Origin of the sequence: Sphingomonas sp. Leaf67, from assembly GCF_001421965.1 — a bacterium.
In the GTDB taxonomy this organism is placed as follows: domain Bacteria; phylum Pseudomonadota; class Alphaproteobacteria; order Sphingomonadales; family Sphingomonadaceae; genus Sphingomonas.
Genome location: NZ_LMLP01000001.1, coordinates 553,185 through 566,756 on the forward strand (window position 1 = coordinate 553,185; position 13,572 = coordinate 566,756).

Annotated in this window: 16 protein-coding genes; 5 read left to right on the forward strand and 11 right to left on the reverse strand. The window is 66.5% G+C overall.

Translation table 11 applies throughout. The features are described from left to right. Nucleotides 1-54: 54 nt before the first annotated feature. From ASE90_RS02710 to ASE90_RS02720, 3 genes are read right to left on the reverse strand one after another with little or no spacing between them, the layout of a single operon-like run. Entirely contained in the window at nucleotides 55-444 is a 390-nt protein-coding gene (locus ASE90_RS02710) for an acyl-CoA thioesterase (RefSeq protein WP_055995571.1), read from the reverse strand. After that, nucleotides 431-655, reverse strand: coding sequence for a hypothetical protein (locus tag ASE90_RS02715; RefSeq protein ID WP_055995574.1), 225 nt, complete (start codon nucleotides 653-655; stop codon nucleotides 431-433). Before ASE90_RS02715 ends, ASE90_RS02710 begins: the two co-directional genes overlap by 14 nt. Further along, nucleotides 656-2,014, reverse strand: a complete 1,359-nt coding sequence (locus ASE90_RS02720; protein WP_055995577.1) for a pyruvate dehydrogenase complex dihydrolipoamide acetyltransferase — start codon at nucleotides 2,012-2,014, stop codon at nucleotides 656-658. It lies immediately after the preceding gene. 128 nt (nucleotides 2,015-2,142) lie between these two features. On the opposite strand from ASE90_RS02720, the gene ASE90_RS02725 reads away from it, so the two are divergent. Together ASE90_RS02725 and ASE90_RS02730 are read left to right on the forward strand one after the other, a co-directional pair. Then, a complete protein-coding gene (locus ASE90_RS02725) occupies nucleotides 2,143-2,598 on the forward strand; it encodes a universal stress protein (protein WP_055997160.1) in 456 nt (151 codons plus the stop codon). 408 nt (nucleotides 2,599-3,006) lie between these two features. Beyond that, the gene (locus ASE90_RS02730) at nucleotides 3,007-4,296 is read left to right on the forward strand and encodes a M20/M25/M40 family metallo-hydrolase (RefSeq protein WP_156361392.1); all 1,290 of its coding nucleotides are present in this window, start codon (nucleotides 3,007-3,009) and stop codon (nucleotides 4,294-4,296) included. 7 nt (nucleotides 4,297-4,303) lie between these two features. Here the strand turns inward: ASE90_RS02730 and ASE90_RS02735 are convergent, their stop codons facing one another. The 4 genes from ASE90_RS02735 to ASE90_RS02750 all read right to left on the reverse strand — a co-directional run bounded on the left by ASE90_RS02735 (nucleotide 4,304) and on the right by ASE90_RS02750 (nucleotide 7,223). Then, the gene (locus ASE90_RS02735) at nucleotides 4,304-5,380 is read right to left on the reverse strand and encodes an RcnB family protein (protein ID WP_055995580.1); all 1,077 of its coding nucleotides are present in this window, start codon (nucleotides 5,378-5,380) and stop codon (nucleotides 4,304-4,306) included. Between the two features lie 103 nt (nucleotides 5,381-5,483). Next, on the reverse strand, nucleotides 5,484-5,966 hold the full coding sequence (locus tag ASE90_RS02740; RefSeq protein ID WP_055995584.1) for a GAF domain-containing protein: 483 nt from the start codon (nucleotides 5,964-5,966) through the stop codon (nucleotides 5,484-5,486). 177 nt (nucleotides 5,967-6,143) lie between these two features. Beyond that, the gene (gene arfB, locus ASE90_RS02745; RefSeq protein ID WP_055995587.1) at nucleotides 6,144-6,569 is read right to left on the reverse strand and encodes an alternative ribosome rescue aminoacyl-tRNA hydrolase ArfB; all 426 of its coding nucleotides are present in this window, start codon (nucleotides 6,567-6,569) and stop codon (nucleotides 6,144-6,146) included. After that, complete coding sequence (locus tag ASE90_RS02750) at nucleotides 6,570-7,223, reverse strand: RluA family pseudouridine synthase (protein WP_055995590.1); 654 nt, start codon at nucleotides 7,221-7,223, stop codon at nucleotides 6,570-6,572. A 74-nt stretch (nucleotides 7,224-7,297) separates the two neighbouring features. Between ASE90_RS02750 and ASE90_RS02755 the strand changes: the two genes are divergently transcribed. Next, nucleotides 7,298-8,077 carry a M15 family metallopeptidase gene (locus ASE90_RS02755; protein WP_162235039.1) on the forward strand — a complete coding sequence of 260 codons (780 nt, stop codon included), beginning with the start codon at nucleotides 7,298-7,300 and terminating at the stop codon, nucleotides 8,075-8,077. A gap of 138 nt (nucleotides 8,078-8,215) precedes the next feature. Here ASE90_RS02755 and ASE90_RS02760 read toward each other — a convergent pair whose 3' ends face one another. The 3 genes from ASE90_RS02760 to ASE90_RS02770 all read right to left on the reverse strand — a co-directional run bounded on the left by ASE90_RS02760 (nucleotide 8,216) and on the right by ASE90_RS02770 (nucleotide 10,682). Continuing rightward, nucleotides 8,216-9,211, reverse strand: coding sequence for a glycoside hydrolase family 43 protein (locus ASE90_RS02760; protein WP_235531630.1), 996 nt, complete (start codon nucleotides 9,209-9,211; stop codon nucleotides 8,216-8,218). 141 nt (nucleotides 9,212-9,352) lie between these two features. Then, nucleotides 9,353-9,955, reverse strand: coding sequence for an NAD(P)H:quinone oxidoreductase (gene wrbA / locus ASE90_RS02765; protein ID WP_055995599.1), 603 nt, complete (start codon nucleotides 9,953-9,955; stop codon nucleotides 9,353-9,355). Between the two features lie 28 nt (nucleotides 9,956-9,983). Continuing rightward, entirely contained in the window at nucleotides 9,984-10,682 is a 699-nt protein-coding gene (locus ASE90_RS02770; protein ID WP_055995602.1) for a pirin family protein, read from the reverse strand. Between the two features lie 92 nt (nucleotides 10,683-10,774). Between ASE90_RS02770 and ASE90_RS02775 the strand changes: the two genes are divergently transcribed. Beyond that, nucleotides 10,775-11,677, forward strand: coding sequence for a LysR family transcriptional regulator (locus tag ASE90_RS02775; RefSeq protein ID WP_055995605.1), 903 nt, complete (start codon nucleotides 10,775-10,777; stop codon nucleotides 11,675-11,677). A 152-nt stretch (nucleotides 11,678-11,829) separates the two neighbouring features. Further along, a complete protein-coding gene (gene ctrA / locus ASE90_RS02780) occupies nucleotides 11,830-12,531 on the forward strand; it encodes a response regulator transcription factor CtrA (protein ID WP_055995608.1) in 702 nt (233 codons plus the stop codon). Nucleotides 12,532-12,820: 289 nt separating this feature from the next. Here the strand turns inward: ctrA and ASE90_RS02785 are convergent, their stop codons facing one another. Then, nucleotides 12,821-13,474, reverse strand: a complete 654-nt coding sequence (locus ASE90_RS02785) for a L,D-transpeptidase family protein (RefSeq protein WP_235531631.1) — start codon at nucleotides 13,472-13,474, stop codon at nucleotides 12,821-12,823. Between the last annotated feature and the right edge of the window lie 98 nt (nucleotides 13,475-13,572).

Below are 13,572 nucleotides of genomic sequence, written 5' to 3' on the forward strand. Positions count from 1 at the left end.
TCGCTCGATGCTGCCCGGTCGAGCAGCCGTAATGATTGCAGGAAGATATCAGGATCAGGCGGCGATCACCCGCGGCTTGCGATCCTCGTCGATCGCGACGAACACGAAACGCGCCTGCGTCACGCGGTCGACCGCCTCGCCGAACCGGTCGCGACGCCATGCCTCGACCTCGATCGTCATCGACGTGCGCCCGACCTTGACCAGATCGGTATAGACCGACACCTCGTCGCCGACCGCGACCGGCGCATAGAATTGCATCGCATCGACGGCGATGGTCACCGCACGCCCCTTGGAATGACGCGCCGCGACCAGTCCCGCCGCCATGTCCATCTGCGACATGATCCAGCCGCCGAAGATATCGCCGTACGGATTGGTATCGGCGGGCATCGCCGTCACGCGCAGCGCGGGCTGGCCGACCGGCGGCACGGCGTTATTCTCGACCATCCAGCACAGCCCCCTTGGCGCGTTCCTCGGCCATGGCGCGCTGCACCTGCCGAATACCCAGCACGATGACGATCGCCATCGCTACCCACGTCACGGTCCAGATATCGCGCCGCCCCAGCGGATAGGACCATGCCGACAGCCAGCCGATCCCCCATGCCGCCACCACCCCGGCGACGACATGCACGATCTCGGTCAGCAGCCGGGTGCGCATTTACGCGATCAGGCCGAGCGGCGACTCCACCAGCGCCTTGAAGAGCTTGAGCATTTCCGCCCCGTCCGCGCCGTCGATCGCGCGGTGGTCGAAGCTGCCGGTGGCCGTCATGACCGTCGCCACACCCAGCGCATCGTCGACGATGTACGGGCGCTTTTCACCGGCACCTACCGCGAGGATCATGCCCTGCGGCGGGTTGATGACCGCTTCGAACTGCTTGATGCCAAACATGCCCATGTTGCTGAGCGACGCGGTACCGCCTTGATATTCCTCGGGCTTCAGCTTGTTCTCCTTGGCGCGGCCGGCCAGGTCCTTCATCTCGCTGCTGATCTTCGCCACGCCCTTGTTGGCGGCGTCGCGGATGATCGGGGTGATGAGACCGGTCGGCGTCGACACCGCCACCGACACGTCGGCACGGCTGTACTGCACCATCTCGTTACCGAGGAAGGTGACGTTGCACTTCGGGCTGTTTTCCAGCGCGACGCCCAGCGCCTTGATCAGCAGGTCGTTGACCGACAGCTTCACGCCCCGCGCGTCGAGCGACTTGTTCAAATCGCCACGCAGCTTCAGCAGCGCATCGAGACGGATATCGACCGTCAGATAGATGTGCGGAACCTGCTGCTTCGATTCGGTCAGGCGACGCGCGATCGTCTTGCGGATGTTCGACAGCTTCTCGACCGTGTGCGGAATCGAATCGTCGAACCACACCGCCGCGGGCTTGGGCGCTTCCGCAACCGGAGCGGGCGCAGCAGCGGCGCTCGGTGCGGACGCAGCCGATTCGACCTCGGGCGCGCTCGCCGCACCCGGCTTGGCATGCTCGACATCGGCCTTGACGATGCGGCCGTTCGGCCCGCTGCCGGCGATGCCCGACAGTTCGAGACCCTTGTCGGCGGCGATCCGGCGCGCCAGCGGGCTGGCCTTCACACGACCACCACCGCTCTGCGCGGCGCCGGCACCGGCCGGACGGCCGTGGTCCGACGTACCCGCAGGCGCCGGCGCGGCTTCGCTGCCGGTCTTGTTCGGATCGGTCGGGTCGGGCTTGCCCTTGAACTGGTCGTCGGCGGGCTCGGGCGTTTCCGCCTTCGTGGGCGCGGCGTCGATCGCCGACGCATCCTCGCCCTCTTCGAGCAGGATCGCGATGACCGCGCCGACCTTCACATTGTCGGTACCCTCGGCGATCAGGACCTTGCCGATGGTGCCCTCATCAACGGCTTCGAATTCCATCGTCGCCTTGTCGGTTTCGATTTCCGCCATGATGTCACCGGATTTGACGGTGTCACCTTCCTTCACCAGCCATTTGGCCAGCGTCCCCTCTTCCATGGTCGGGGACAGGGCGGGCATCTTGATCTCGATCGGCATGGGGCAGATTGGTCCTCTCAGGCTCGTCGCGCCTCTTCGCTGTCGGGCGCGTCCGGGTCAAGCCCCGGTACAGCTTGCACGACGCCGCCGAACCGGCGCATGAACGCCGTTCCGGAGCGGAGGACATCGTGCGGACATATCTGGTCGTCGTCGACGAAAGCCCCGAAAGCGCCGTTGCGCTCCGTTTTGCTGCCCGTCGCGCGGTCAAAACCAATGGTGGCGTCGAAGTATTGGCGCTGGTCGAGCCGCAGGAATTCGCCCCATGGGGCGGCGTGCAGGCGACGATCGAGGAGGAAGCGACCGAACGCGCCGAAGCCTTGGTACAGGCGGCGGCAGGCACGCTGATCGCCGAGTCGGGACTGCAACCGCATCTGACGGTCCGCACCGGCGACGGCCCGCGAATCGTGCGCGAGATGATCGCCGCCAATCCCAATATCGCCGCGCTGGTGCTGGGTGCCGCCGCGACCGGATCACCCGGACCGCTGGTCACCCATTTCGCCGGAACCGACGCCGGCGCCCTGCCGGTCCCGTTGATGATCATCCCCGGCAGCCTCGATCGCGCCGGGATCGACCGCCTGAGCTGACCACCGGACAGCCGGCGTTCAGCTTGGCAAGACCATGCAATGCTGGGGAATACCGTGCGGGGGAGAGCGTCGCTTGCGAGTCGCGCTCGATCCCCCGCGGGCTGCTGCTGTTCGCCGGATGTCCGGCAGCGTCCTCTCTTATTATTCAGCGCAGCGCTGGTGAGGGGCCGTTAGCGCGGAAGCGGCACAAAAAAAAGGGCCGGCAAAGCCGACCCTGTAAAGTTTTAGGAGAGGATGCCTGAAAGGCACAGTCGTTGTGCACCGCACCCGGTCCGTTAGCAATTGCAAAAAACGAAACCAAACATTCTATTTAGACAATTTAACGATCCGGCCGGTGGGTTTTCGCGCGCAACGGGTATCTGCCGAAACCGGTTGAGCCGCTGCGGATAAGGTTGCATCCTCCCGCAAATGCGCCAGATTCTGCTCCTGCCCGCCATGTTGCTCGCCATCGCCGCCCCGGCCCGTGACGCCCCCAAGCCCGATCGGCTGCGCGCCGACGTCGCCAGATTGGTCGGCTTCGGCACGCGCCATACCGCGTCCGACCCGGATCATCCGACGCGCGGCATCGGCGCGGCGCGGCGGTGGTTCGCCGACGAACTGACCCGGATCGGACGCGATTGCGGTGATTGCATCACCGTCGCGAACATCGCGCGCGGCTTTACCGGTCCCCGCGCGCCGCAGGGTGTGAACGTCGTCGACGTGCTCGGCTTCCAGCAGGGGCGCGATCCCCGCCGAGTCGTCGTCGTCATGGGCCATATCGACAGCCGGGTCAGCGACGTGATGGACGCGACCAGCGACGCGCCGGGCGCGAACGACGATGCGTCGGGCGTGGCGCTGGTGCTGGAGGCGGCACGCATCCTGTCGAAGGAGAAATTCGACGCTACCATCGTCTATGCCGCGCTATCGGGCGAGGAACAGGGGCTGTGGGGGGCGCAACTCCTGGCCGACACCGCCCGCGAAAAGGGCTGGGTGGTGACTGCCGTCCTGAACAACGACATCGTCGGCAACACCATCGGACAGGATGGTCGCCGCGTCGCCGACCGGGTGCGCGTCTTTTCGGAAGGCATTCGCGCGTCCGAATCGATCGATCAACAGATCGCCCGCCGCGCTGCGGGTGGCGAGGATGACGGCCCGTCTCGCGCGCTGGCCAAGACCGTCGATGTCGTGGCGACGACCCTGCCCGGTGGCGTCGACGCGTTTCTCGACCGGCGGCCCGACCGCTTCGGCCGGGGCGGCGACCACGAACCCTTTCTGAAGCTGGGCTATCCCGCGATCCGGTTTTCGGTCGGCGTCGAGAATTACGATGCGCAACATCAGGACCTGCGCCGCGACGGAACGCGAATCTATGGCGACACGATCGACCGGATGGACTTTCCCTATTTGGCGAAGGTCACCGCACTGAACGTCGCGACGATCGCCCGACTGGCTACGGCACCGGCCGCCCCCGTGACCGCATCGATCGACGGCGCGCTGTCGACCGACACCACGGTCCGCTGGTCGCCGGTCGCGAACGCGGCCGGCTATCGCATCCGATGGCGGCGCAACGATGCGCAGGCATGGACCGACCAGCGCGACGTGACCGGCGTCGAAGCGGTGCTGAAGGGCGTCATCGTCGACGATCACTTCGTCGCGGTGTCGTCGCTGTCGGCGAACGGCGCGGAGAGCGTACCGACTTTCGCCGGCCGCCCGCCACGCTGAAACCCGTCTACCGCCGCAACATCTTCGACCGATACACCCGCCGCGGCGCAGCCCGCCGCGGTTCATAAATCACGACGTCCTCGGTCGTCGTCGTGACCACCGTCGGATGCTCGACCGTTACCGTCGTGACCGTGCGGGGCGGATAGTAATAGCCATCGGCGATATAGCCCGCCGCCGGCCCCTCGGTGGTGGTAGTCGTCGTGGTGTAGCTGCGCGCGACGGGTGCCGCACCGACATGCCGCTCGACATAGCGCGTACGGGGCGGCGGAGGCGGTCCGATCGGCTGCACCTGTTCGCGCATCGGGCCGAACACGACCTCCGGTGCGACGGGCATGTCGTCGAAGCCGTCGTCATAGCGATCGTCGGGCGCGATCGGCACGTCTTCATACGGCAGCGGATACTCCGCCCCGTAACCCGGCTGCGGCGGTGGCGGCGGAGCCGGAGCGCGGCGATCCTCGGCCCGGTCGATCGCGGTGCCGGCCAGCGCGCCGGCCCCGGCTCCGAGCACCGTACCCCCCAGCCGGTTGCCGCGCCCGGCGATCACGTTCCCGGCCACTGCGCCCGCGACGCCGCCGATCACGGCCCCGCCGACCCCGTCATCGCGCCGTTCGGCCGCATAGCGTTCATAGTCGCGATCGTCGCGGACATAGCGCCCGGTATCGCGCGCGTCCCAATCGAGCCCGCTGCGAACGTCATAGACCCGCCCGTCGCGATCGGCGAGCACGGCATCGTCATAGTACCGATACCAGCCATAGCCCGCCTGCGGCCGGGCCAGTCCATAGCCCGACCAGTCCTGGATGAAGAAGCTCGGCGCGACCCAGTAGCGAGGCAACACCCAGCCGCGCACCGGCGGGCGATACGCCGCCCATCCGCCCGGCGCATAGGTGCCGCCGACCCAGCGCCCGCGCACTTTCCCGCCCCAACGCGGTCCGGGCAGGTTCACGCGCGGCGCACCGGCCTGAACCGCCGGCCCGCGGGGCAGCGCCGCAGGTGCCTGCCCCACGCGCTGCGCCTGTGCGACACCGATGGTCAGGCCGGAGGTGGCAAGCAGCGCGATAGCGGCGGCGAAGGACGACGTTTGCATCGGCCGAAAACTCCCTGAACGGCGAAACAACGGTTCGACGCCCTATCACGCCGCCCGGTTCCCGGCCAATCCGGTGCCGGTGTGCCGCCCGTCCCGCGCCGGGTCAGGCGATCCGTGGCCCCAGCACCGCGACCAGTGCCTCACATCCCGCCCGATCCGCATCATCGAAGCGTCCCGGCAACGGACTGTCGAGGTCGAGCACCCCGATCAGCCGCTCGCCGACCACGACCGGCACCACCAGTTCGCTGCGGCTATCGGCGTCGCAGGCGATGTGACCGGGAAACGCATGGACGTCGGCCACCAGCTGGCTTTCGCGCGAAGCAGCAGCCGTTCCGCACACCCCGCGCCCCATCGCGATGCGGATGCACGCCGCCTTGCCCTGAAACGGGCCGAGCACCAGTTCGTCACCGACCAGCCGGTAGAATCCTGCCCAATTGAGATCGGGCAAATATTGCATCAGCAATGCCGACGCATTGGCCATGTTGGCGATCGCGTCGTTCTCGTCCGCCGTCAGTGCATCGAGCGCGCCGAGCAGGTCGCGGTACAGGTCGCCCTTGGCGCCGGTGGCAATATCGAACTGGTACATGGGGGGCGATGTAGGCGGAAGGCCGCGCCGTTCCAATCCTCCCCGGCACGGGGAGGGGGACCAGCCGCAGGCTGGTGGAGGGGGATCGCCGCAAACGGACCCATCGGTGGATACGCCCTTCCACCACCACTACACGGCGCCCCCCCTCCTGCTGCTATCAGAAGAGGATGTGCGCACTCAGTCCTCGCGCACCCGCCCCCGCCCGGCCTTGACCTGCGACCGGCCCTTCTTGGCATCGACCCGGCGCACCTGCGACGCCTTGGTCGGTTTGGTCGCGCGGCGCTTCTTCGGCACGATCGTCGCCTCGCGGATCAGGTCGAACAGCCGCTCGCGCACCTCGCGCCGGTTCATCTCCTGCGATCGCGACCCATCGGCGCGCAGCGTCAGCACCCCTTCCTTGGTGAGTCGCGATCCTGCCAGCACCGCCAACCGGTTCTTGACCGCATCGGGCAGTCCCGGCGACGCACCCACGTCGAACCGCAACAGGACCGCGCTGTCGGTCGTGTTGACATGCTGTCCGCCCGGACCCGACGCGCGGGTAAAGCTTTCGACCAGCTCGCCGCTATCGATCGAGATCGACCGGGTGATCGGGATGCGCGGCACCTAGATTTCGTCGAACCCCGCCGCGACGAAGCTGTGCGGCCACGGCGCGGTCACGTCGATCGCAGGCTTGTTGTCGCGCGGCACCATCAGGCCGACGGCGTGGAGCAACATGCCGCTCCGCCCGCCCTGACCATAGACCGGATCGCCCGCCACCGGACAGCCCAGCCCCTCGGCCATGTGTACGCGGATCTGGTGAGTGCGGCCCGTTTCCGGGAACAATGCGACCAGCGCGCGGTCGCCGACCGTCCGCAGGACGCGCCAGTTGGTCCGTGCCGGCTTGCCCTTCGCATCGCCGACCATCCGCCAGCCGTCCTCGACGCTGCTGACCTTGGCCAGCGCCATGTCGATCTCGCCCGATTCCCCGGCGGGGATACCGTCGAGGATCGCCAGATAGCGTTTGGTCACCCGCCCCTGTTCGAACGCCTGCTGGAACCGGGCGTGCGCCTTGGGATTGCGGGCCAGCAACAGGCAGCCGCTGGTATCGCGATCCAGCCGGTGCACCGGCGTCGGTTCGCGCTGGAAGGTGAAGCGCAGTTCGTCGGCGCGGCTGACGATGCTGGGCGATCCGTCGCGTGGCGGATCGACCGGCAGGCCGGCGGGCTTGTCGAGGACGATCGCTTCGCCGTCGATGAACAGGACTAGGTCGTCGAGCATTTGCCTCCCTTGCCATCGTTGGCGACGCCGTGCCAGTGCGCTCGCGCGGTCAACCGCCCCAGCCGGAGACCATCGTGCGTCGATCCTTCGTCCTTGCCTGTATCATGACCCCGTTCGCTGGCTGCGCGCCGGCGACGCAGCAGGCCCCCGCGCCGGTCGCTGCGCCCTCCCCGGTCGCCACGCCGGCCGCACCGCCACCGGCAGCGATACCGACCCCGTCTGCTCCGGTCACCGGCCCGGTCGCGCTGTGCGGACGCGGCACCGTCCAGCGCACCGCCGACGGTCGCCTCTTCCATCATTTTCCCTATCCCGACACACCGGCAAGCACGCTGATCGACGCCCCCCCGGCGTTGGGCGCGTCGTGCAAGGTCCATCCGGCGATGCTGCCCGACCTCACCCGCCTGCTCGCCGCCGCCGATGCCGATCCGGCGGTCGCGGGCACGGTGCGCGCGGTATCGTGCCATCGTTCGGTCGCGCTCCAGCAGCTGACCTTTTGCGGCGGCATCGGTCCGGACGGGTCGGGCAGCTTCGCCGAACGCGCCTGGGCCTCCGCCCCACCGGGGTTCAGCGAGCATTCGACCGGCTATGTCATCGACTTCGGCAGTGCGAGCGCGCCTGCGTGCGATGCCGACGCCTGTTTCGGCGCCACCCCTACCGGCCGCTGGCTCCGCGCCAACGCCGCCCGATTTGGTTTCGAAATGTCGTTCCCGGCGGGCAACAAACAGCAGGTGAAATGGGAACCGTGGCACTGGCGCTGGGTCGGCACGGCGGCAAGCGAAGCCGGCGCGGCCCCCGCCCGGACGATGTTCGCAACTGCACGAACGAGGTTCCCGGCCGAGCCGAAGGTCGATTGAGGCCGGTCTCACGGCGCGCACATCGTCGTTCCCGCGCAGGCGGGAACCCATAGCCGCTGACGTTTCGGATCGATCGCAGACGTCGGCGATTATGGATTCCCGCCTGCGCGGGAATGACGATCCCGGAGGACCGCGCCGCTACTTCCTCGCCGCCGTAACCCCAGCATCGGTCTGCACCACCGGCTTCATCGTCCCGTCGGGGTTGTAATGGAGCCGCTCGACCGTCACCGTACGCCGCCCGATCGCGCCGTTCAGATCGCCGATCGCCAGCGTGGCGTTATGCAGGAACAGATACCAGTCGCCCTTGAACTGCTCGATACCCGGATGGATGGTGAAGCTGTATTTCCCCGACCCGGTCAGCTCGCCGCGATAGGTCCATGGCCCCTTGATCGACGGCGCAGTCGCATAGGATACGCGTTCGTCGCGATGCTTCGACCGGTCGAGCGAGGCGTAGGTCAGGTAATAGGTGCCGTTCCGCTCATGCAGCCACGGCCCTTCCTCGAAATGCGGCGGGGTGATGTCGGTGATCGGCCCGTCGATCTCGATCATGTTGGGCTTTAGCCTGGCGATATAGCATTGCCGGTTGCCCCATGCGATCCACGTCGTCCCGTCGCGGTCGGTGAAGACGGTCGGATCGATATCCTCCCAGCTATGCGTGCCCTTCGGCGTCATCTGGTTGGTGATCAGCGCCGACCCCTTGGCATCGACGAACGGGCCGGTCGGCTTGTCCGACACCGCCACCGCGATCGCCTTGCCCGGATGGGTGTCGTCATGTTCGACCGCGGCGTAGAACCAGTATTTGCCGTTCTTGTGGATCGTCTGCGATGCCCAGGCATCGGCCTTCGCCCATTTGAAGTCGGCGACCTTCAGGATCGGGCCGTGATCGGTCCAGTGGTGCATGTCAGTGGTCGAATAGACCAGCCATTCGCGCATGTTGAACATCTGATCGCGTTCCGCCTGATCATGGCCGACATACAGGTACAGCCGGTCGCCGACGACCAAAGGCGCGGGATCGGCAGTGAACTTGTCGCGGATGATCGGGTTGCTGCCCGCTACCGGTGCCGCCCCCTGCTGCGCCGGCGCTGCTCCCGCAACCGCCGCCAACGCCACGGCCATCCATCCCAAAATGCGCACGCGCCTCTCCCGTCCTTGTTTTGACGGGATGATAACCGATAGCGCTACCATTCCAACCATCTACGGTCATGGCCGGGCTGATTTCCGACCCGCTGCACCGTCGATGGAAAAGGGGCGACCCGTGGGCCGCCCCGTTCCTTCTTATCCGAACACCTTGGCGGCCAGTTCGGCGATCCGCTTGCCCTGATGCCTGGCACCGCCCAGTTCGATCTCGGTCGGCTGACGGCTGCCGTCGCCGCCGGCGATCGTCGACGCGCCATAGGGCGTGCTGCCGTTCACTTCGTCCAGCCCGGTATGGCCTTCATAGGCATAATCGAGCCCGACGATGGTCATGCCGTGATGCATCAGGTTGGTGATGATCGAGAACAGCGTGGTTTCCTGTCCGCCATGCTGGGTCGCGGTCGAGGTGAAGGCACCGCCGATCTTGCCGACCAGTCCGCCCTTCGCCCACACGCCGCCGGTCGTGTCCCAGAACGCGGCCATCTGGCTCGACATCCGGCCATAGCGCGTGCCGGTGCCGACGACGATCGCGTCATAGTTGGTCAGTTCGTTGGGGTCGGTCAGCAGGTCGTGATGATCGGCGACGACGAAGCCCGCGGACTTGGCGACCTCATCGGGAGCCGTCTCGCGGACGCGGCGGACATCGACGTCCGCTCCGCCTGAACGGACGCCTTCGGCGACGGCGTCGGCCATCTTCGCGATATGTCCATAGGACGAATAATACAGCACCAGAACCTTGGCCATGTGGCGATACTCCCGTTCGATTGTTCGGTTATTCGGAATCGACCAGGACGATTTCGGCGTCCCTGGTCGCGGTGATGGTGACGGTCTGCCCGCCGACCAGCGCGGCACCGTCGCGCGCCTCGAAGGCGACTCCGTCGATGGTGATCGCGCCGGTTGCCGCGACCAGATAGGCGTGACGCCCTGCCCCCACGCTATGTTCCACGCTTTCCCCGGCCTTCAGCGTCGCGCCCAGCACGCGGGCGTCGGCACGAATGCGCAGCGCATCGCCGTCATCGTCGAAACCGCTGGCCATCACGACGAACTTGCCGGAGCGCTCGCCCTTGGGAAACGGCTTGGCGCCCCAGGTCGGCGCGCCGCCCTTTTGCCGTGGTTCGATCCAGATCTGGAAGATTCGGGTCGTCTCCGGCTCCAGATTATATTCGGCATGGCGCACCCCGGTCCCGGCGCTCATCACCTGTACGTCGCCCGCCGCCGTACGGCCCTTGTTCCCCAGCGAATCCTGATGGGTGATCGCACCCGAGCGGACATAGGTGATGATTTCCATATCCTTGTGCGGATGCGCGGGAAAACCGCTGTTGGCGGCGATCTCGTCGTCGTTCCACACCCGGATCGCACCCCAGCCCATCCGCTGCGGGTCGTAATAGTTGGCGAAGCTGAAATGATGGCGGGCGTTCAGCCAACCGTGATCGGCATGGCCCAGGCTGGTGAAATCACGTTTGTCGATCATCGTCGATCTCCTTGCTTGACCCCCAAGATAAGCAGCCCGATCATGACGTAAATGGAAACGTCGGAAACCGATCGTTTCGCGATGGAGGATATATGCGGCTTCCCGATTTCGAAGCATGGGCGATGTTCGCCTGCGTGGTCGAGCATCGCTCGTTCAGCGCTGCCGCCCAGTCGATCGGCGTATCGAAGGCGACGGTGTCGAAAGCCGTCGCCCGGCTGGAAGTGTCGCTCGGCACCACCCTGTTCCACCGCACGTCGCGCCGGCTGACGCTAAGCGACGCCGGTCAATCGCTGGCGGAGCGTGCCGGCCGCATCCTGGCGGAGGCGCAGGCGGCGGAGGAACAGGCGCGCGACGCCGCTGCCGCCCCGACCGGGCTGGTGCGGGTCGCCGCACCGATGTCGTTCGGCCAGACCCATGTCGCGCCGGCCGTCGCCGACTTTCTGAAAGCGCATCCGGGCGTCGAGATCGACCTGACCCTGTCCGACGCCAAGGTCGACATCGTCGCCGACGGCATCGACATCGCGCTGCGAATCGCCGAACTGCCCGACAGTTCGCTGCGCGCGAGGCGGCTGGGTCCGGTCGCGGTGCGGATCGTCGCCTCGCCGTGCTATTGGCAGGAGCGGGGCCGCCCGACCCATCCCGCCGATCTCGGCGGTCATGCCTGTTTCCGCTACACCAACATGCCCAATCCGCTCTGGCATTTCCGGCGCGGCGAGGAAGAAGTGAGCGTCCGGCCCGGCGGCCCGCTGGCGGTGAACAATGGCGAGGCGATGCTGCCCGCGCTCCGCCTCGGTCTCGGTGTCGCGCGCCTGCCCGACTTTCTGGTCGATGCCGATATCGCCGCCGGTACGCTCGAACCGGTGTTGCCCGACTGGTCGAACGGGGCGGTCGCGTTGCACCTGTTGACCCCGCCCGGCACGCTGCGTCCGGCCCGCGTCGGGGTGCTGATCGACTTTTTTTCCAGCCGCTTCCGGACCCTTTGCCCCCGCGGTTAGGAAGGAAATCATGCCCGCTACCTTAACCAACAGATTTCATGGAACATTTCGCATTAGTGGGAAATTAACCTTTTGCGTTCAGAGGTGTTTACGTTAATGTTTTGGTCGCGCGCAGGGTTTTGGAACGCGTGCCGCGAAACGGGGGACTGCCGATGCGCGTGCTACTGATCGAGGACGAGCCGAATACCGCCAAGGCGATCGAGCTCATGCTGACGACCGAAGGGTTCAATATCTACACGACCGATCTGGGCGAGGAAGGCCTCGATCTGGGCAAGCTGTATGATTACGACATCATTCTGCTCGACCTGAACCTGCCCGACATGCACGGCTATGACGTGCTAAAGAAGCTGCGGGTCGCGCGCGTGCAGACGCCGGTCCTGATCCTGTCGGGCATCGACGAGATGGATTCGAAGGTCCGCTCGTTCGGCTTCGGCGCCGACGATTACGTGACCAAGCCGTTCCACCGCGAGGAACTGATCGCGCGCATCCACGCCGTCGTCCGCCGGTCGAAGGGGCATTCCCAGTCGGTGATCCGCACCGGCAAGCTGGCGGTGAACCTCGATGCCAAGACGGTCGACGTCGACGGCGCGCGGGTCCACCTGACCGGCAAGGAATATGCGATGCTCGAGCTGCTGTCGCTGCGCAAGGGCACCACGCTGACCAAGGAAATGTTCCTCAACCATCTCTATGGCGGGATGGACGAACCGGAACTCAAGATCATCGACGTCTTCATCTGCAAGTTGCGCAAGAAGCTCAGCATGGCCTGCGAAGGCGAGAACTATATCGAGACCGTCTGGGGCCGTGGCTATGTGCTGCGCGAACCCGATGAAGTGGGCGAAGCCGCCGTCGCCTGACGAACTGGTTTCCACCTCCCCCGCGCGCGACATCACCCCGGCGAAAGCCGGGGTGATGGCGTTGCGGGCCGGGTGAAAAAACCGACGAAATGACTTCAACCGCAATCGAAAGCGGGACCCCGGATCAAGTCGGGTCCGCTACGAACGTCGCGCGCTCAACCACAGGGTGACCGTACCCCCGCGCAGGCGGGGGTCCAAGAGCCAAGCAAAACAACGGCTTGTACCAGCGACCCTGCCGAGGTCCAAATTACGCTCGCGGCGGCGAAACCATCGCCGTCAGCGCAAAACCCTAGGTAATCGCACCACCCATCGCCAACCGTTTGCCGTTGGTGATAATGACCCGATCTCCGAGCCGCGTCACCGCAAACAGCTTTTTCGCAAAAGCGGTGGGCACGCCGATGCAGCCATGCGTCGCCCCTCCTTCCTGTACATCGCTGCCATGGATCGAAATGCCGTCATTGGTCAGCCGCAACATGTACGGCATCGGCGCGTCGTACAGGTTGCTGACATGGTCGGCATCCTTCTCGGTGATCTTCAGCGCGCCGAGCGGCGTCGGTTTCCAGTCCGCCCCGTACAGCACGACCGCCGCACCGATTTCATAGCCATCGCGGAACACCGACAGCACCTGCGCATCGAGGTCGATGGTCACGACCAACCGCCCGGTGGCGGGCGCACCGTCCTCATCCCACACCCAGCGGCCATGGGTGAACGGCCCCTCGATCGGCAGCACCCGGCGAACGACCATCGCTTCGGGTGCGGCAAGCGGCGACGGGGAAGGCGTCGGGGTCGGCACCGACAGAGCAACCGCCGTCGCAGCGACCACCGGCGCGGCCTTCACGACAGGCGGGCTGGCGCGCAGCAACAGCGACGCCCCGCCCGCAGTCGCCCCCGCGACGCCGATCAGCAACGCCATCCCCAAACCGGTCCGCCACGCCACCTGCATCGATTCTCCTGTTCACGATCGATCTACACCGCCGGACTTACCAATTCCTCCCCGGCACGGGGAGGGGGACCAGCGCAGCTGGTGGAGGGGAGCCTCCA